Genomic DNA, 18,012 nt, shown 5'->3' on the forward strand with positions numbered 1-18,012 from the left:
TCCGCCTTATCCCCTCTCCAACGTCGTGGCCGGGCTCGTCTCCGCATCGTCGATGGAGCGAAGCGTCCGGGCAATCTGAATACCGGGTATGCGGCCCCCTCGCATAGATTCGCGGCGTTGCAAAGCGACTTTTGCCCGCCGCCGCATTCTTGGCAAAATCCGACAGCCGTGTCGCGCTTGCTGCACGCGCTGGCCTGCACCATCAGCGGGACGACACACTCGACGGAGTGCCCCGATGATCGACCTGTTTTACTGGCCCACCCCCAACGGCCACAAGATCACGCTGTTGCTCGAGGAAACGGGGCTCGAGTATACGATCAAGCCGGCAAACATCGGTGCGGGCGAACAATTCGCGCCCGATTTCCTGAAGATCGCGCCGAACAACCGGATGCCGGCGATCGTCGATCACGCACCCGCCGATGGCGGCGAACCCATCGCGATCTTCGAATCGGGTGCGATCCTTCTGTATCTGGCGGAGAAGACTGGGCGGTTCGGCGGCGGCGACCTGCGCGGGCGGACTGCGGTGAACCAGTGGCTGATGCGGCAGATGGGGGGGCTGGGGCCGATGCTCGGGCAGAATCATCACTTCAATCGGTATGCCCCGGAGAAGATTCCGTACGCGATCGATCGCTACGTGAAGGAGACCAACCGACTGTACGGCGTGCTCGACCGCCAGCTCGAAGGGCGCGACTTCATCTCGGGCGAGTATTCGATCGCCGACATGGCGGCGTACCCGTGGATCGTGCCGTACGAAGCACAGGGCCAGCGGCTGGAGGATTTCCCGAATTTGAAGCGCTGGTTCGAATCGATCGCGGCGCGGCCGGCGACGATCGCGGCGTATGAGAAGGGCAAGGCGGTGCATGACATCAGCGTCCCGATGACCGACGAGGCGAAGAAGACGCTGTTCGGGCAGACTGCTGCTGCTCGGTAGGGAGCTCCCTACTGCTCGGCAATCGTCTGGACTACCGCCACGTCCAGATGATGACACCACCCCGGCGAAGGCCGGGGCCCAATTGGAGGACGTCACTGAGCAGCGGAAGCGCATAATTGCTAAAGCCACGCCAATTGGGCCCCGGCCTTCGCCGGGGTGGGAGCTTGGCGGTAGGAACCGCTCGATACTCGACTAGCCTCTCGTTCACCCAGATTAGTCTGACGTAACGATCCTCCCCCGCCAGGGGGAGGTGGCTGGCTCTTGCCAGACGGAGGGGGCGGAAAGGAGCGGCTCCTGTTCCGTGTCCTCCCCCTCCGTCGCCTACGGCGCCACCTCCCCCTGGCGGGGGAGGATTGAAGTTGTTGCGCTTCCCACGGTCATTCAGATCTTCCAGCTCGCACCCCTCACCCGTCCCGACCCGGCCTCCGAGACAGGGCGACGTCGAGATGCCCGCCGCCATCCAGCAGCAACACCTCGCCCGTCATCGCCCGGCTCATCGGATCGAGCAGCATCTCGATCGGCCCCGCGACGTCGTCGGGCCCGGTCGCAAAACCCATCGGCACCGACGACGCGACCTTGGCGTTGAGTTTCGCGAACCCCTCCTCGCCCAGCTTCTTCTCGTACCAGCCGGTCGCGACATACCCCGGCGCGACGGCGTTGACCCGGATTTCCGGCGCGAGGACACGCGCGAGGCTCTTCGTCATCGTCACCAGCGCGCCCTTCGATGCGGCATAGGCGACCGACGATCCCATGCCGAACACGCCCGCGACGCTCGCGACGTTGACGACCGCGCCCATCGGGCTCGCGCGCAACGCCGGGGCGCAGGCGCGGACCATCTGGAACGGAGCGATCGCGTTGAGCCGGTAGATGTCGAGGAAGTCCTCGGCGTCGAGCGCATCGAGATCCTCGTGCGCGGCGAACTTCGTGCGGCCGGCATTGTTGACCAGGAAGTCGATCCGCCCGAACGCGTCGGTGGCAGCCTTGGCCAGCGCTCGGCAGGCAGCGTCGCCGACGATGTCCGCCTGCACCGCGATCGCGCCCTGCCCGACTTCGACCGCCAGTGCCTCGGCCTCGTCGCGGCTGGTCGCGTAGTTGATGACGCACGACACGCCACGCGCCGCCAGCCGCCGCACGACCGCCGCGCCGATCCCGGTGCCGCCGCCCGTCACTACCGCGACGGCGCCTCGCAAGGCATCGCTCATGCCTGCGCACTCGGACGAGCCGACGCACGGGCATGCCAATCCTTCAGGTGCGTCAGTTCGTCGGGTACCGCGATGCCGACGAACTTCGCGAAGTCGATCGTCGTCAGCAGGACGATGTCGGCGATCGTATAGCGCTCGCCATCGAGCCAGTCGCGACCATCGAGCGCATGATCGAACTCCGTCATCGCCGCCAGCACGCGCGGGCGCTGGCTCTCGCCGAACTCGGTATATTGCGGCTGGACGATCCGCGCGGTCCAGGGATGCGTGTGCAGCCAGACCATCGACAGCGGCGTCATCAGGCGGAGTTCGATCCGCCGCGTCCACATATCGATCTCGGCGATGTTGTGCGCGCCGTGGCCGAACAGCGGCGGTTCGGGGTGCAGCACCTCGAAATAGCGGCAGATCGCGACGCTTTCGGTCAGCACGCGGCCATCGTCGAACGCCAGCGCGGGCGTCTGGCCGAGCGCATTGACCGACAGGAACGACGCCGACTTGTGCTCGGCCTTGGGGATCGAGATCTGCGCCATCGGCACCCGGACGTGCTTTTCGGCGAGGAAAATGCGGACGCGACGCGGGTTGGGCGCTGGCAGCGCGCTATCGTAGAACAGCAAATCCGTCTCTCCTCGATTCCGGTTTTCGAATATACCGTATGGCATTGCCGGACGGGTTCGCCTAGCGATGCGCGGATGACGACTGCCGCAGACATGCTCGCCACGGGCTTCGCCACGCTGCCCGATCTGATCCACGCGCATGCGCTCGAACGGGGGGATCGCACCGCGGTTGCCGATTCTCAGGGTAGCATAGACTATCGGACGCTCGATTCGACGATGGACCGGGTCGCGGCGGCGTTGCAGCGCGACGGGGTGGCGCGGGGAAGCGCGGTGGCGATCGTGGCGGCGCCGACGACGGACTATGCGGCCGCTTTCCTTGGCGCGGTACGCGCAGGGTGTGTCACGACGCCGATCGCGCCGTCCGCTACGCCGGCGGCGATCGCGGCGATGATCGCCGATAGTGGCGCGCCGGTCGTGTTCCTCGACGCGGAGAATGCGCAGGCGCTGGAGGGACAGCAACTGACGGCCCGCCCGATCTTGTTCCCCCGCGAAGGCGGGAGCCTAGACTGGGCCCCCGCCTTCGCGGGGGAACAAGCTTACTCGGACTGGCTCGCTCCAGAAGGCTCAAGACCGGCCGCCGTTGCGATCGCCCCCGAAGACCCGTTCAACATTATCTATTCTTCCGGCACCACCGGAACGCCGAAGGGCATCGTCCAGAGTCACGCGATGCGCTGGGCGCATATCGCGCGCAACACCGCCGCCGGGTTCGACACCGCGGTGACGATGATCGCTACCCCGCTCTATTCGAATACTACCCTCGTAAGCTTCTTGCCGACGCTCGGCTGGGGCGGCACCGTCGTGCTGATGAAGAAGTTCGAGGCGCGTGCGTATCTCGAACTCGCCGAGCGGTACCGCGCGACGCACACGATGCTGGTCCCGGTCCAGTATCAGCGGATCATGGCGCTGCCCGATTTCGACGACTTCGACCTGTCGGCCTTCCGCTTCAAGACCAGCACCAGCGCGCCCTTCTCCGCCGCGCTAAAGGCCGACGTGGTCGCGCGTTGGCCGGGATTGCTAGTCGAATTCTACGGCATGACCGAGGGCGGCGCGAGTTGCGCGCTGAACGCGACCGCCAACCCGACCAAGCTCCACACCGTCGGCCCGCCAATGCCGGGCCATGAGATCCGCCTGATCGACGACGACGGCAACGAGGTCGCGCCGGGCGAGATGGGCGAAGTCGTCGGTCGCAGCCCCGCGATGATGAACGGCTATCACGGCCGCTCCGAAGCGACGCGCGATGCCGAATGGCATGACACGGACGGCAACCGCTACATCCGCCACGGCGACGTCGGGCGGTTCGACGAGGACGGGTTCCTCACGCTGATGGACCGGAAGAAGGACCTGATCATCTCGGGCGGGTTCAACATCTATCCGTCCGATCTGGAGACGGTGCTGGCGCAGCATCCGGCAGTGGCGGACTGCGCGGTGATCGGAATGCCGTCGGAGGCCTGGGGCGAGACTCCGGTCGGCTTCTACGTCCCGCGCGATGGTGCAAGCGAGGATGCGCCTTCGATCCTGGCGTGGGCGAACGCGCAGCTCGGCAAAACGCAGCGGCTGTCGGCGCTCCACGTCACGGACGAACTGCCACGCAGCGCGATCGGCAAAGTGCTCAAGCGCGAACTCCGCGATCAATTAGCGGCCTCCCTTCCGTCATCCTGACGAAAGTCAGGATCCAGAGCCACGAATGCTCCGGCGCGCGGCTTTGGATCCTGGGTCGAGCCCAGGATGACGAAGGATGAAAGGATCAGAAATGACCAGTCTCAAACAGGCGATCGACGCGCTGGAGCCGACCGAGGGCGGCTGGCGCGGCACCGTGCCGGAGAACTGGCTGCAAGGCCGCACGGCGTATGGTGGCTTCTCCGCCGCGCTCGCGCTCCACGCCGCGCAGAAGTCCGACACCGACCTGCCGCCCCTGCGGTCCGCGCAGGTGTCGTTCATCGGGCCGCTGTCGGGTGACATCACGATCCGGGCGAGCCGGTTGCGGCGCGGTCGCAACGCGGCATTCGTCCAGGCGGATGTCGAGAGCGCGGCCGGGCTGGGTCTGCGTGCGACCTTCGTCTTCATGGGCGTGGTGGAGTCGCGCGTCGATCATCAGACCGGCGGGGCGCCCGACTTCCCGATGCCGACCGCCGACACGCAGACCTTCCGCGGCCACAGCGCGGTGGCGTTCTCGCGCAATTTCGACCTGCTCGACCGCCGCGACGACAGTGTCGGCCCCGCCGAGTGGCTGCGCTGGGCAAGGCTGGTCGAACGTGACGGGCTCGATCCGATGGTCGAACTGGTCGCGCTCGCCGATTGCCTGCCCCCCGCTGCGCTGAAGCTTCTCGGCGGCCCCGCCCCGCTCAGTTCGATGACATGGCTGCTCAACATCCTCGGGCCGCAGCCGGTGACGCGCGACGGCTGGTGGCTGCTCCGCGCGACCACCGATTACACGCGGGACGGCAGCTCCAGCCAGCAGATGGCGATCTGGAATGCCGACGGCACGCCGGTCGCCGAACAGATGCAGAGCGTCGCGATCTTCGCCTGACGCTGGCGGAGGGGGCGTGCGCGCCCGACATATCTTGCGACACATTGGCAGCCCGGCGGCAAAACGCTGCGACAACCGGGGTTTAGACCGGCGTCATTCAGTGGGAATTCGTCCCACACAGCCGGAGTCCGACATGCGCAAGACCGTCCTTACCCTGATGCTCGCTGCCAGCGCGATCACGTCCGCTGCCAGCGCGCAGACCGCACCCGCCCCTAGCCCCGCTACGCCCCGTCCGCCGATGCGGCAGGATGCGAACCGCGACGGCGTCATCACGCGCGCCGAGGCGATCGCGCAGGCCGACGCCCGGTTCGCGCAGATGGATACCGACCGCGACGGCCGCGTCAGTGCCGGCGAGATGCGCGCCTATCGCACCGCGATGCACGACCGGATAGTGGCGAACGGTCGCGACGTGCCCGTGCCCCCGCCGGGCGGTCGCAAGCATGACGGCATGGGTCGCGGGATGGACCCGAACCGCGACGGCAGCGTGACGCGCGAGGAGTTCGAGGCACGCGCGCTCAAGCGGTTCGATCGGATGGACGCCAACCACGACGGCACGATCGACGCGACCGAGCGCGCCAATGCCACCGAGATGCGCCGCGTCGACCGGCGCGAACGCCGCGAGGGCGTCACGCCACCAGTGCCCGCGCCCGCCCCCGTCCCCGCCCCCGCCCCTGCTCGATAATCCGGAAAGGGGGGAGGCACCGCGTCCCGGTGCTTCCCCTGGACAGCCGCCATGCTAGACACTGCCCCGATGGGAGATATGCCGCATCTGCTGCTCGTCGACGACGAGCGCTCGATCCGCGAGCCGTTGGCCGCGTACCTCACCAAACAGGGGTTTCGCGTCACGCAGGCGGGCGATGCGGAAAGCGCGCGGACGCGGCTGACCGCCTATGCGATCGACCTCGTCATCCTCGACATCATGATGCCGGGCGAGGATGGGCTGTCGCTGTGCCGCCACATCGCCGCGACCAGCGACGTGCCGGTGATCCTGCTGACCGCGCGGACCGAGGAGACCGACCGGATCATCGGGCTGGAGATGGGCGCCGACGATTACGTGGTGAAGCCGTTTTCGCCCCGCGAACTCGCGACCCGCGTGAAGGTCATCCTGCGGCGGGCGACCGCGGGCGGTGCGCGGCAGCATGCGCCCGAGGCGAATGCGTATGCCTTTGCCGGCTGGGTACTGAAATCGGGCGAGCGTGCGCTGGTCGACCGCGAGGGCGTGTCGGTGCCGCTGTCGACCGGCGAATATAATCTGTTGCTCGCACTCGTCACGCGGCCGCGCCAGGTGCTCACCCGCGATCAACTGCTCGACCTGACGCAGGGGCGCGAGGCGGCCGCGTTCGACCGCGCGATCGACAACCAAGTCAGCCGCCTGCGCCGCAAGATCGAGGCGGATGCGAAGTCGCCCGAGCTGATCAAGACGGTATGGGGCGGCGGCTACACGCTCGCCGCCGAAGTGACCCGGCTGTGATGCGCCGCCCGTGATCCGGCAACCATGATCCGGCCTTGGCCGCGGAGCCTCGCGGGCCAGATGGCGTTGCTGATCGCACTGGCGCTGTTCGTCGCGCAGGCGATCAATTTCGGGTTGGTTCTGCGCGATCGGATCGAATTTCGTCTTTCTCAGGCTACCCGGCCGGTCGCGACGCGGATCGCCGATGCGCTCGACCGCGAGGCGCATGGCGGTCGTCCCCTCGTTTCAGACCGTGGTCGCGTTCGCCGGCTTGCCGCCAACCCGATCCCGCCATCGGGGTATGAGCGCCACCCCGAGGTAGCCGCGGAGCTACGCCGCCAACTCGCGGATCAGGGCGTCACGGTCGGACGGATCGATACCGGGCTCCAGCCGTCGGCGTCCGACACCGATGGGGATCTCAACACCCGCTACCGAGCCGGGGTCCGCCGTAGCAACCGCGATGGTGCCACGTTGCTGATCGCGCTCGAACAGCCCGGCCGCGGCTGGCTGACGATTACCGCGCCCTGGCCTCAGCCGGGCTGGCGGCTGCTGGTCGCGTTGCTGAGCCAGACCGCGATCCTCTACATCGTCGTCCTGTTGCCGGTGCTGTGGATCGTGCGCCGAATGTCGCGACCGTTGCGCGATCTGCGCGAGGCGGCGGAGCGGTTCCGGCCGGGCGAACCGAGCCCGCCGCTCCCTGCGCGCGGTCCCGACGACGTCGCCGCGCTGATCACCGCGTTCAATGCGCTCCGGCTGCGCGTGACGGGGATGCTCGACGAGAAGGACCGGATGCTTGGCGCGATCGGCCACGACCTGCGCACGCCGCTGGCGGCTCTGCGCGTGCGGATCGAGTCGGTCGAGGACGACACCGACCGCGCGAAGATGATCGACACCGTGGCGGAGATGAACCGGACGCTCGACGACATCCTGTCGCTCGCGCGGCTCGGGCGGCCGAGCGAGCCGCCGACCGATGTCGATCTGGCCGCGCTGGTCGACGCGGTGGTCGAGGATTTTCGCGATCTCGGCTGCGAGGTGAGCTTCGTCGAAGCCGACCGGCTGCGGATGCGCCTGCGCCCGTCGCTGATGCGCCGCGCGGTGCGCAATCTTATCGAGAATGCGGTGAAATACGGCGTCTCGGCGGAGGTGCGCGTCGAGGCGGGTGCGCAGTCGGTTGCGATCGTCGTGGCAGATCAGGGCCCCGGCATTCCGGAGGACCGGATGGGCGACGTGTTCGACGCCTTCACGCGGCTGGAGAGTTCGCGCAACCGCGAGACGGGGGGGATCGGGCTTGGGCTGGCCCTGGCGCAGGCGATCGTGCGCGAGGCTGGCGGGGAGATCCGCCTGGTCAACCGAGCCGAAGGCGGCCTCGACGCGATCATCGAACTACCGCGTTAATTCTACTCCCTCTCTCCTCCGGGCATAGGGTCGGGTGAGGGGCAGTTCCGGGTGTTGTCCTGCTTGGCTGCCCCTCACCCCAGCTCTCTCCCCGCAGGGGAGAGGGAGTAGCGCGCGCCTAATCCTCCAGGATCTGGCTATGCGTCCGCGTGTCCTTCATGCGGAGGTACACGATCAGCGACACGCCAATCATCGCGGTCACATACCAATAGAATCCACGCTCCATGCCCTCGTTCTTGAGCCACAGCGCGACATATTCCGCGGTGCCGCCGAACATCGTGTTCGCCAGCGCATACGGCAAAGCCACGCCCAGCGCGCGGACATGCGCCGGGAACAGTTCCGCCTTCACCACCGCGTTGATCGCGGTGTAGCCGGTCACGATGAACAGCGACCCGACCACCAAGCCGAACGCCAAATAGGGGTTGGTCGCGGTTTCGAGCACGGTGAAGATCGGCACCGTGCACAGCACGCCGGCGATCCCGAACCCGACCATCAGCGGTTTCCGCCCGATGCGGTCCGACAACGCCCCCGCCAAGGGCTGGAACGCCGCATACAGCGCCAGCGCCGCGGTCATGATCAGCGTCGCGGATTCGCGGCTAAACCCGCTGGTGTTGACCAGGAACTTCTGCATGTACGTGGTGTACGCGTAGAAGGCGAGCGTACCGCCCGCGGTCAGCAGCAGCACGGTGAACGCCTCGCGCGGGTATTTGCTGAACAACAGCCACCCGCTCGATTTCGGCGCGCCGTCCGACTTGGCGTTCTGATAGCTCTCCGTCTCGAGCAGCCCGCGACGAATACGGAACACGACCAATGCCAGCACGCCGCCGATCGCGAACGGAATGCGCCAGCCCCACGCGTCGAGCTGCCCTTCGCTGAGCGTCGACTGCAACAGCAGCAGCACACCGAGCGCCAGCAACTGCCCTGCGATCAGCGTGACGTACTGGAAGCTGGAGAAGAAGCCGCGCCGCGACTTGCCCGCCATCTCCGACAGATACACCGCACTCGCGCCATATTCGCCGCCGACGCTGAGGCCCTGCATCAACCGCGCGAGGATCAAGAGCGCGGGTGCGATCCAGCCGATCGTCGCGAAGCCCGGCGTGATCGCGATCAGGAACGAACCCGCGCACATCAGCGTGACCGACAGCGTCAGGCCTGATTTGCGCCCGTGGCGATCGGCATAGATGCCCATCACCCACGCGCCGATCGGTCGCATCAGGAAGCCGACCGCGAACACCGCGGCGACGCTCATCAGCTGCGCGGTCGAATTGCCCTTCGGGAAGAACACCGGCGCGAAATACAGCCCGAATGCCGAATAGACGTACCAGTCGAACCATTCGACAAGATTGCCCGCCGACCCGCCGAGGATCGATTTGAGACGGTGGTTCTTCTCAGGCGGAAGTGTGCTGCTCGCCATCATTTAGCTCCCTGCGCCGCTTGTGTCGGGACGAAGCCGCGCTTCTTGAGCAGTGCGTTCACGTCCGGATTGCGACCGCGGAAGGCGCGATACGCCTCGGCACGATCGGTTTCGTTCCCCGTCGACAGCAGCACCTTCGCGAACTTGTCCGCGGTCGCCTTGTCCCACGGGCTGCCCGCTTCCTCGAATGCCGCGAACGTGTCGGCGTCCATCGTCTCGGACCAGAGGTAGCTGTAATAGCCCGCCGAATAGCTGTCCGACGCGAACAGATGCTGGAACTGCGGCACGCGGTGACGCATCACCAGCTGCTTCGGCATGCCGATCTCGGCCAGCGTCGCGGCCTCGAACTTGTCCGGGTCGATCACGCCGTCCGGCACCGTGTGGATCTTCATGTCGACAATCGCCGACGAGAGATATTCCGTGGTCGCAAAGCCCTGGTTAAAAGTGCGCGACTTCTCGATCTTGTCGAGGAGGTCCTGCGGCATCGCCGCCTTGGTCTGGTAATGCCGCGCGTACTTGTCGAGCACGTCGCGGGTCAGCAGCCAATGCTCGTTCACCTGGCTCGGATATTCCACGAAGTCGCGCGGCGTGCCCGCGAGCCCCGGATAATAGACGTTCTGGAGCATCGCGTGGATCGCATGGCCGAACTCGTGGAACAGCGTCTGCGCATCGTCGAGGCTGATGAGGATCGGCTCGCCGGGCGCACCCTTGGCGAAATTATTGTTGTTCGACGACAGCACGAGCTGCGCCGGCGCGAGGCCACGCTGGCCACGATACGTGTTCGCCCACGCGCCCGACCGCTTGCCGGTCCGCGCGAAATCGTCGCGATAGAACAGCCCGACGTCCTTGCCGGCCTTGTCCGTCACGCTCCAAACCCGCATGTTCGGTTCGAACACGGGAACGGTGCCGGTGATCTCCTTGAAGTTCAGCCCGTACAGCCGGTTGGCGGCGTACAGCGATCCCTGGATGATGTTGCCGAGCTCGAAATACGGCTTCAGCTGCGCCTGATCGAGGTCGTACCGCGCCCTGCGGACCTTCTCCTGGTAGAAGCGGTAATCCCACGGCTCGATCGTCAGCGACGTGCCGGCAACCTTCTGCATGTCCGCAACCTCCTCGGCGACACGCCCCTTCGCGGCGGGCCAGACGCGCATCATCAGGTCCATCGCCGCGGCGGGGGTCTTGGCCATCGTGTCCTGCATGCGCCAGTCGGCATGCGTCTTGAACCCGAGCAGGTGCGCGCGGTCGGCGCGCAGCTTGACGATCTGCGCGATCGTCGCGTTCGTGTCGTTCGCATCGCCATTGTCGCCGCGGTTGACGAACGCACGCCACACCTTCTCGCGCAGCGCACGGTCGGTTGCATAGGTCAGCACCGGATCGACCGCCGACCGCGTGTTGACGATCGCGAAGCCCGGCAGCTTCCGCTCGGCGGCAGCGGCCTTCGCGACCGCCTTCACGCTGTCGGGCAGCCCGGCAAGCTGCGCCTCGTCGGTGACCGAGATTGCCTTGCTCTCGTCGGCCAGCAGCTCCTCGCCGAACGTAGAGAACGCGGTCGCGAGCTGCTGGTTATACTGCGAAAGCTGCGCCTTCTGCGCATCGTTCAGCTTGGCGCCCTGCCGCACATAGCTGTCGTAGATCCGGGTGACGAGCCGGATCTGCTGCGCGTTCAGCCCGCTCGAATTGCGCGTATCGTAGATCGCCTGGATCCGCGCGAACAGCGGCTTGTCGAAGGTGATCGCATCCGATGCCGCGGAGAATTTCGGCGACCATTCGCGGTCGAGCTTCTGGTAGGCGGGCGTGTTCATGTTGCCGGTCATCACGCCGAACAGCGTCATCACCTGGCCGTAGCGCTTGCCGGCAAGCTGCATCGGCACGATCGTGTTGGCGAAGGTCGGCTTGGCCGGATTGTCGGCGATCTTGCGGTAGTCCGCGGTGCGCTCGGCCAGCGTCGTCTCGAACGCCTGCGGGAACAGCTCGGGACGAACCTTGCTCCAGGGCGGCACCCCACCGGTCGGGCCGGTCCAGTCGGCAAGCAAGGGGTTCGCGGCGGGTGTCATGGTGGCTGCACCAGTCTGCGCGACGACGGATGTAGACGCCATCAGCGCAACGGCACTGGCGGCGAGGTATAGAAACTGCACATGGATCTCCCGGTCGATGTACCGGGTAGCATAGTGATAAAGTCACACAGAGGAAGCCGCGCGGGGTAATTAGCCCCCGCCGGGCTCGCCAGGCATGCTTGGTGCTCAGTCCAGCGGCAGTTCGTCAGTCGCCTGGGTCGCCGCGATTTCGGCCGCTGCGATCAGCCGCCGCCCCGTCTCCGCAGCCGCCTCGGGGGTCATCGCGATCGCCAGTCCATCGGGTCCATCTAGCGTGACCACGCCGTTTTCCGCCGCGGCGACGCCGGGGATGGTTTCAGGCTCCAACATGATCGCGCTCCCGGCAGCGGTCCCCTCGACAGGCTGCTTGGTTGCAGTCAGTCGCCTTTGGAGCCGTACAGATATTGTGGTTCGAACTCCGCAACGGCTGCGAGCGCCTTCCGATCCAGAATACGGACCTCATTTGCCTTGAATGTCAGCATATTTTTTTCACGCAGTGCTCTCAACACGCGGTTGACGTGTACCCCCGTCAGCCCGCTGGCCTCGGCGATGTCCGGCTGGGTCATCGGCAGCATGAACCGGCCATCGGCCGCAAGGCCGACCATCTCGAGCCGTTCGTTGAGTTCGCAGAACAGATGCGCGACCCGACCCTCGGCACCCAGGCGACCCAGTCTGAAAATCCACTCGCGGTGCATCGCGGCGTCGAGCAACGTACTGAACCAGAGCTTTTGGGTGAGGTGCGGATAGCGTTCGGTGATCGCCTGCAGCGTATTATGATCGTAGCAGGCGATCTTGACCGGCCCCAACGTTGCGATGTCATGATCGAGCCGCTTCATCGGGAAGGCATGCAGGTCGACGAAATCGCCCGGGACATGCACCGCGACCAACTGCCGCTGCCCCTCACGGTCGTCCATATAACGACATACGAACCCTTCGAGCAGCAACGTGCTGGTCTCGATGATCGCGCCTGCGCGTACGATCTGCTTCCGGGCGGCGACCTGCCGCACCGACCCGATGCTGTCCTCCAGCACCCGCTTTTCTTCGTCGCTCAGTTCGTGCCGGCCACGACCCAACAGAAATTTACCCGAGATCATCCAAGTCCCCTCTTCGTTCGACCTCGTACCGTGGCCGAACCTAGAAGAACAGATCGGGACCCGTACTGATCTTCATCAAGCCCTAACCGAGGATGAAACCCGACAAGCTCTACATCAGGCGATTTCAAGGCCGACGGGTCGCGCGCCGACCGAACGGCGCAGCGACTCCATGCCAGCCTAGCCGAAATCAAGGCTGGACGGGGACCGCACCGGGAGCACCCGGGGCGCCGCCCGGCATGCCGCGCTGCTGCATCTGGGCCTGCGCCTGCATCTGCTGGACGACGCTCTGCGGCAGGAAGTCGAGCAGTTCGACGTCGAATACGAGCGTCGAGTTCGCCGGGATCGGCCCGGTCGCCTTGTCGCCATAGCCAAGCGAGGGCTTCATCCAGAAGCGATACTTCGCGCCCTTCGGCATCAGCTTGAGCGCTTCCGAAAAGCCAGGAACCACGCCGGTGACGGGCATCGGCGTCGGCTGCTGCGACTTGTCGAAGGTCGTGCCGTTGAGCAGCTTGCCCTCGTAATTGACGAGCGCAACGTCCGCATCGGTCGGCTTCGCAGCGCCAGTCTTACCCGGCGCCAGCACCTTGTACTGAAGACCCGATGCCGTCACCACGACACCGCGGGCACGAGCGTTGCGCGCCAACGGATCATCACCCTGCCGCGCTAGCGCGACAGCCGCGATCAACGCGAGCGCGATCCCAACCCAAAGATAGACGAGATAGCTGCGCTTGGTCGGCTGCAGCGGCACGGCGGTGACGGTCGACATCGGATCTGGCCCCGGTCATCTGGTCACGCCGGAGCGCCGCGCGTGCCGTTGTAAAGTCTTGCGACTGAATCATCACGGGGTTGCGACGATCACAACCCCGAACATCGTGATCCCGCACCCGATCGCACGATGACGATCGATCCGCGGGACCGGTCAACGCTTACCGTGCGCCGTCACGCTCGGCGCGCTTGCGGTCGAGCTTGCGCGAGCGACGGATCGCTGCTGCACGCTCGCGCGCGCGCTTCTCGGACGGCTTCTCGTAATGACGGCGCAACTTCATCTCACGATACACGCCTTCGCGCTGCAGCTTCTTCTTAAGCGCGCGAAGGGCCTGGTCGACGTTGTTGTCGCGTACGATGATCTGCATAAACCCGTTTAGCTCCGGTCGAATAGATTTAGCCGTCGCGAACAGGTCCGCGCCGCATGAACCGTGGCCCCTACCAGCGCCTGCCCGAGGTTTCAAGCCTGTGCACCCGGCCCCCGTTGAATCGCGTCGTTTGCGAGACCCGTACCGTAGCGCTAGGAGCGGCGCATGACCCGAATTCCCCTTACGCTCTATAACAGTCTCTCGCGCGCGATCGAGACGTTCCGGCCGATCGATCCGACCAATGTCGGCATCTATTCATGCGGGCCGACGGTCTACAACTACGCACATATCGGCAATTTGCGCGCGTATGTCTTCACCGACACGCTGAGCCGCGTGCTGACGTGGAAGGGCTATCCGCTCACGCACATCATCAACATCACCGATGTCGGGCATCTGACCTCGGACGCGGACGTCGGCGACGACAAGATGGAGGCGGCGGCGCGTGCGAGCGGCCAGGATATCTGGGCGATCGCAAAGCACTATACCGATGCGTTCAAGCAGAACCTCGTCGACCTCAACATCCGCGAGCCGAGCAAATTCCCGCTCGCCACCGATCACATCGCCGAGATGATCGCGTTCGCGGAGTCGATTGCCGAGCGCCATTGCTACGTCCTGCCCGACGGCCTGTACTTCGATACGACCACGGTGCCCGATTATGGTCGCCTTGCGCGATCGCAGGACGATGACGGCGAGGGACGAATCGATCCGGTCGCAGGCAAGCGCCACCCGCAGGACTTCGCGATCTGGCGGACGTCGGCCGCTGGCGAGAACCGCCAGATGGAATGGGATTCGCCCTGGGGTCGCGGTGCGCCGGGCTGGCATCTCGAATGCTCGGTGATGAGCAAGAAATATCTCGGCGCGACGTTCGACATCCACACCGGCGGGATCGACCACCGCGAGATCCACCACCCGAACGAGATCGCGCAGAACCAGGCGCATTGCGAGTGCGGCGATACCGGCGCGACGCTCTGGATGCACAACAACTTCCTGGTCGAGCGGTCGGGCAAGATGTCCAAATCGGGGGGCGCGTTCACCACGCTGCAGACGCTGATCGATCGCGGTTTCCACCCGCTCGCCTACCGACTGATGTGCCTTCAGGCGCAGTATCGCAGCGAGCTCGAATTCTCGTGGGAGAACCTCGCCGCGGCCCAGACGCGGCTGAAGCGGCTGGCGATAACGGTCGACGCCTTGCGCCAGCGACCGCCGGGTGGCCCCTCGGGGAGCGCCCTCGCCTATCGCGATCGTCTTGATGCCGCGGTGTCGGACGATCTCTCGACGCCGCGCGCGCTGCCGATCCTCGACGAGATGCTCGGCGACAAGCGAGTCGCGCCGGCGGATCGGCTGGACGCGTTGATCGATTTCGACGCGGTGCTGGGCCTCGACCTCGCGACGATCCGCCGCGAGGATCTGCGCATCCGCCCGGCCGATGCGAAGCTGGACGAGGCGACGATCGACGCCCGGCTCGATGAACGGCGGGACGCGCGCGCGGCGAAGGATTTCCCGCGCTCCGATGCGATCCGCGACGAACTGGCGGCGGCGGGCGTCGAGGTCATGGACGGCGATCCGCTCGGCTGGGACTGGAAGCTCGGCTAGAGGTTCAGCGGAAGCCGAGCCAGTAGAGCAGACCGATGTTGACCGCGAGCAGGGGCAAGGCGGTCGGTATCTGCGCGCGGATGACGGCGTTCTTGTCCTTCAGTTCGAGCAGCGCGGCGGGGACGAGATTGAAGTTGGCCGCCATCGGCGTCATCAGCGTGCCGCAGAACCCGCTGAGCATGCCGATCGCGGCGACCACTGCGGGGTCGCCGCCGTAATGGCGCACGAGCAGCGGGATGCCAATCGCCGCGGCCATTACCGGGAACGCCGCGAACGCATTGCCCATGATCATCGTGAACAGCGCCATGCCGAGCGTATAGGCGAGCACGGCGCCGATCAGGCTGCCCTCGGGGATCGCGTGGCCGGCGAGTTTGCCAACGACGTCGCCTACGCCGGCGAGCGCGAAGACCGCTCCCAGGCTGGCCAGCATCTGCGGGAGGACGGCGGCCCAGCCGATCGCGTCCATCAGCTGGACGCCTTCGGCGAGCGGTGTCGCGATGCGAGGGCGGAACCAGAGGTGCATCGCGATCAGCGCGATCAGGACGCCACAGGTCAACGCGACGAGCGTCGCCTGCTTGGGGTCGACGAGGCTCGGGACGGCGCGGAACAGGACGGTGCCGCCGAGTGCCGCCGCGGGGATAATCAGTGCGGGCAGGAATATCCGGTTGCCGAGCCTTGCGGCTTCGGCGCGGCGCTCGTCGAATGTGGTCGTGGCACGCCCGCCCCGCCCCATCGCGCCCGATCCAGCGATCGCGACAAGGGCGAGGACGAGAACGCCGTTGCCGATATCGCCGAGCTTTCCACCTAGCAGGAAGCTGATCGCCAGCACCGCGTAGAACGCCGCGTTGCCGAAACGCTTCGGGTTGGCGCGATCGGTCGCGCTCAGGATCGCAAAGGCCGCAAACATCAGACCGGCGACGCCGTAGATGAAGCCGGTGCCGATCATCGGGCTCGCGCCAGTCTGCGATCGAGCAGCCAGAGGCGGAAACCGTGGATCAGGAACGCAGCGATCGCGGTCGGTATTGCCCACATCGAGAGGTGGAGCGGCTGGATGACGATGCCGTAGCCCTCCAGCACGCCCTTCATCAGCAGGATCGACCCGATCGCGATGAAGATGTCCTCGCCGAAGAACAGTCCGATGTTGTCGGTCGCCGCCGCCATTGCGGGGATGCGGTCGCCGCCGGGCGCGACGCCTTGCGCCTCGGCGGCGGCTTCGGCCATCGGCGCGACCAAAGGACGGACGCTCTGTGCCGGGCCGGCGATCGAGGTGAGGCCGAGCGCTGCGGTAAGCTGTCGGAACAGGAGGTAGCCGATCAGCAGGCGGCCGACCGTCGCGCCTCTGAGCTTCGCGATGGCGAGCCGCGCGCGCTCCTGCAGCCCGTGGCGTTCGAGCAGTCCGATTACCGGCAGGACGATGTAGATCACGGTGACGTAGCGGTTCTCGTTGAACGCCTTGCCGAACGCGGCGAGGATCGCGAGCGGGGCGATGCCGGCGGCTAGGCCAGTGACGAGCGCGGAGACGGCGACGACGAGCAGCGGGTTGAACCGGAGCAGGAAGCCGGCGACGATCACCGCGATGCCGCACAGGACCAGCATGCCGTCTAGCGCGCCTGCTTGGCGAGGTCGGCGTCGAACGCGGTCTTGGCCTCCGCGACGATCTTCGGGAGCAATGTGGGGTCGATGAACGCGGTGGTATCACCGGCCTGGCGGCGTTTGCCGCGGGCGATCACATCGGCCAGTTCGGGATGCGACGGGAGAACGATATCGGCGTGCAGCGTGCCGAGCATCGCGATGCTGCGGCGGTAGTCGGCGACGATGCCGGGATAGGCGCGGTTGCCGATCAAGCGGTTGCCCGCGACGCTGACGCTGCACGGGAAGACCACGGCGAGCGGGCGCGGCTTGGCGAGGATGCGCATCGTCCAGGTCGTGCAACCGGGCGTGTGGCCGGGTGTCGCGCGCGCCGTCAGCGTGGTGGTGCCTAAGGTGACCGTCTCGCGATCACGGACACCGCGATCGACGTCGACCGCGGGGAAACGGATCACCCCGTAGTTGGTCTCGCCCGGTGGCACGCCGGTTTCGAGTGCGCGGACGTCACCGGCACCAGCCACGACGCGCGCACCGTTCGCGCGCTTGATCGCGGCGACTCCGGCCGCGTGATCGAAGTGCGCGTGGGTGACCAGAATCAGCTTGACGTCGCGGAGCGGCACGCCCGCCGCGACGATGTTGCGCTCGACCATGCCCGCATTTTCGGCAAGCGTACCGTCGAGCAGGATCGCGCCAGCGCTGGTCTTAATCAGGTACGCGGCAATGCCTTCGCTGCCGACATAGGTAATCGGGCCGGCGATCGGGAACGGCGCCTGCGGGCGCGTCCAGGCTGGCGGGTCAGCCGCGCCGAGGAAGAGCGGTGCGCTGGCGGCAATCGCTATTGCGCCGACCAGTGATTTGGTGCGGCGACCTAACGATCCTCCCCCGCCAGGGGGAGGTGGCGGGCGTAGCCTGACGGAGGGGGCGGTAAGCGCTAACGTCTGCATCATGTCCTCCCCCTCCGTCTGGCAAGAGCCAGCCACCT

The 18,012-nt window shown here is 66.4% G+C and carries 18 protein-coding genes; 7 read left to right on the forward strand and 11 right to left on the reverse strand.

Annotation, left to right across the window (positions count from 1 at the left end; translation table 11 throughout):
- Nucleotides 1-235 precede the first annotated feature (235 nt).
- On the forward strand, nt 236-931 hold the full coding sequence (locus SPHN_RS05345; RefSeq protein ID WP_248521774.1) for a glutathione binding-like protein: 696 nt from the start codon (nt 236-238) through the stop codon (nt 929-931).
- Nucleotides 932-1,335: 404 nt separating this feature from the next.
- Here the strand turns inward: SPHN_RS05345 and SPHN_RS05350 are convergent, their stop codons facing one another.
- Nucleotides 1,336-2,133, reverse strand: a complete 798-nt coding sequence (locus SPHN_RS05350; protein ID WP_248521776.1) for an SDR family NAD(P)-dependent oxidoreductase — start codon at nt 2,131-2,133, stop codon at nt 1,336-1,338.
- Entirely contained in the window at nt 2,130-2,744 is a 615-nt protein-coding gene (locus SPHN_RS05355; protein WP_248521778.1) for a glutathione S-transferase family protein, read from the reverse strand. Before SPHN_RS05355 ends, SPHN_RS05350 begins: the two co-directional genes overlap by 4 nt.
- 75 nt (nt 2,745-2,819) lie before the next feature.
- Between SPHN_RS05355 and SPHN_RS05360 the strand changes: the two genes are divergently transcribed.
- The 5 genes from SPHN_RS05360 (at nt 2,820) to SPHN_RS05380 (ending at nt 8,116) form a co-directional block, all read left to right on the forward strand.
- A complete protein-coding gene (locus SPHN_RS05360; RefSeq protein WP_248521780.1) occupies nt 2,820-4,403 on the forward strand; it encodes a class I adenylate-forming enzyme family protein in 1,584 nt (527 codons plus the stop codon).
- Between the two features lie 91 nt (nt 4,404-4,494).
- Nucleotides 4,495-5,271, forward strand: a complete 777-nt coding sequence (locus tag SPHN_RS05365) for an acyl-CoA thioesterase (RefSeq protein WP_248521782.1) — start codon at nt 4,495-4,497, stop codon at nt 5,269-5,271.
- A 133-nt stretch (nt 5,272-5,404) separates the two neighbouring features.
- On the forward strand, nt 5,405-5,953 hold the full coding sequence (locus SPHN_RS05370) for an EF-hand domain-containing protein (protein ID WP_248521784.1): 549 nt from the start codon (nt 5,405-5,407) through the stop codon (nt 5,951-5,953).
- 69 nt (nt 5,954-6,022) lie between these two features.
- Complete coding sequence (locus SPHN_RS05375) at nt 6,023-6,742, forward strand: response regulator (protein WP_151992536.1); 720 nt, start codon at nt 6,023-6,025, stop codon at nt 6,740-6,742.
- A gap of 24 nt (nt 6,743-6,766) precedes the next feature.
- Nucleotides 6,767-8,116, forward strand: coding sequence for a sensor histidine kinase (locus tag SPHN_RS05380; RefSeq protein ID WP_248521786.1), 1,350 nt, complete (start codon nt 6,767-6,769; stop codon nt 8,114-8,116).
- 118 nt (nt 8,117-8,234) lie between these two features.
- On the opposite strand, the gene SPHN_RS05385 is transcribed toward SPHN_RS05380, so the two are convergent.
- From SPHN_RS05385 to rpsU, 6 genes are all read right to left on the reverse strand, one after another.
- Nucleotides 8,235-9,530 (reverse strand): MFS transporter, encoded by a 1,296-nt coding sequence (locus SPHN_RS05385; protein ID WP_248521788.1) that lies wholly within the window; start codon nt 9,528-9,530, stop codon nt 8,235-8,237.
- Nucleotides 9,530-11,665 (reverse strand): M3 family metallopeptidase, encoded by a 2,136-nt coding sequence (locus SPHN_RS05390; protein ID WP_248521790.1) that lies wholly within the window; start codon nt 11,663-11,665, stop codon nt 9,530-9,532. The genes SPHN_RS05385 and SPHN_RS05390 overlap by 1 nt, the downstream gene beginning before the upstream one ends.
- A 105-nt stretch (nt 11,666-11,770) precedes the next feature.
- Nucleotides 11,771-11,953, reverse strand: coding sequence for a hypothetical protein (locus SPHN_RS05395; RefSeq protein WP_132740535.1), 183 nt, complete (start codon nt 11,951-11,953; stop codon nt 11,771-11,773).
- Nucleotides 11,954-12,000: 47 nt separating this feature from the next.
- The gene (locus SPHN_RS05400) at nt 12,001-12,717 is read right to left on the reverse strand and encodes a Crp/Fnr family transcriptional regulator (protein WP_248521792.1); all 717 of its coding nucleotides are present in this window, start codon (nt 12,715-12,717) and stop codon (nt 12,001-12,003) included.
- Between the two features lie 187 nt (nt 12,718-12,904).
- On the reverse strand, nt 12,905-13,483 hold the full coding sequence (locus SPHN_RS05405) for an FKBP-type peptidyl-prolyl cis-trans isomerase (RefSeq protein WP_132740541.1): 579 nt from the start codon (nt 13,481-13,483) through the stop codon (nt 12,905-12,907).
- Between the two features lie 160 nt (nt 13,484-13,643).
- Entirely contained in the window at nt 13,644-13,850 is a 207-nt protein-coding gene (rpsU, locus tag SPHN_RS05410; protein WP_055878578.1) for a 30S ribosomal protein S21, read from the reverse strand.
- A 165-nt stretch (nt 13,851-14,015) separates the two neighbouring features.
- Here rpsU and cysS point away from each other — a divergent pair, with 165 nt between their 5' ends.
- The gene (gene cysS, locus SPHN_RS05415) at nt 14,016-15,443 is read left to right on the forward strand and encodes a cysteine--tRNA ligase (RefSeq protein WP_248521794.1); all 1,428 of its coding nucleotides are present in this window, start codon (nt 14,016-14,018) and stop codon (nt 15,441-15,443) included.
- Between the two features lie 4 nt (nt 15,444-15,447).
- Here cysS and SPHN_RS05420 read toward each other — a convergent pair whose 3' ends face one another.
- Genes SPHN_RS05420 through bla form a run of 3 tightly spaced genes read right to left on the reverse strand, consistent with a single transcriptional unit; the run spans nt 15,448 to nt 17,974 of the window.
- Nucleotides 15,448-16,389, reverse strand: a complete 942-nt coding sequence (locus tag SPHN_RS05420) for a DUF979 domain-containing protein (protein ID WP_248521795.1) — start codon at nt 16,387-16,389, stop codon at nt 15,448-15,450.
- On the reverse strand, nt 16,386-17,039 hold the full coding sequence (locus tag SPHN_RS05425) for a DUF969 domain-containing protein (RefSeq protein WP_248521796.1): 654 nt from the start codon (nt 17,037-17,039) through the stop codon (nt 16,386-16,388). Before SPHN_RS05425 ends, SPHN_RS05420 begins: the two co-directional genes overlap by 4 nt.
- 5 nt (nt 17,040-17,044) lie before the next feature.
- Nucleotides 17,045-17,974, reverse strand: a complete 930-nt coding sequence (bla, locus tag SPHN_RS05430) for a subclass B3 metallo-beta-lactamase (RefSeq protein WP_248521798.1) — start codon at nt 17,972-17,974, stop codon at nt 17,045-17,047.
- Nucleotides 17,975-18,012: the final 38 nt, after the last annotated feature.

The organism is Sphingomonas faeni (assembly GCF_023195535.1).
Taxonomy (GTDB): domain Bacteria; phylum Pseudomonadota; class Alphaproteobacteria; order Sphingomonadales; family Sphingomonadaceae; genus Sphingomonas; species Sphingomonas faeni_B.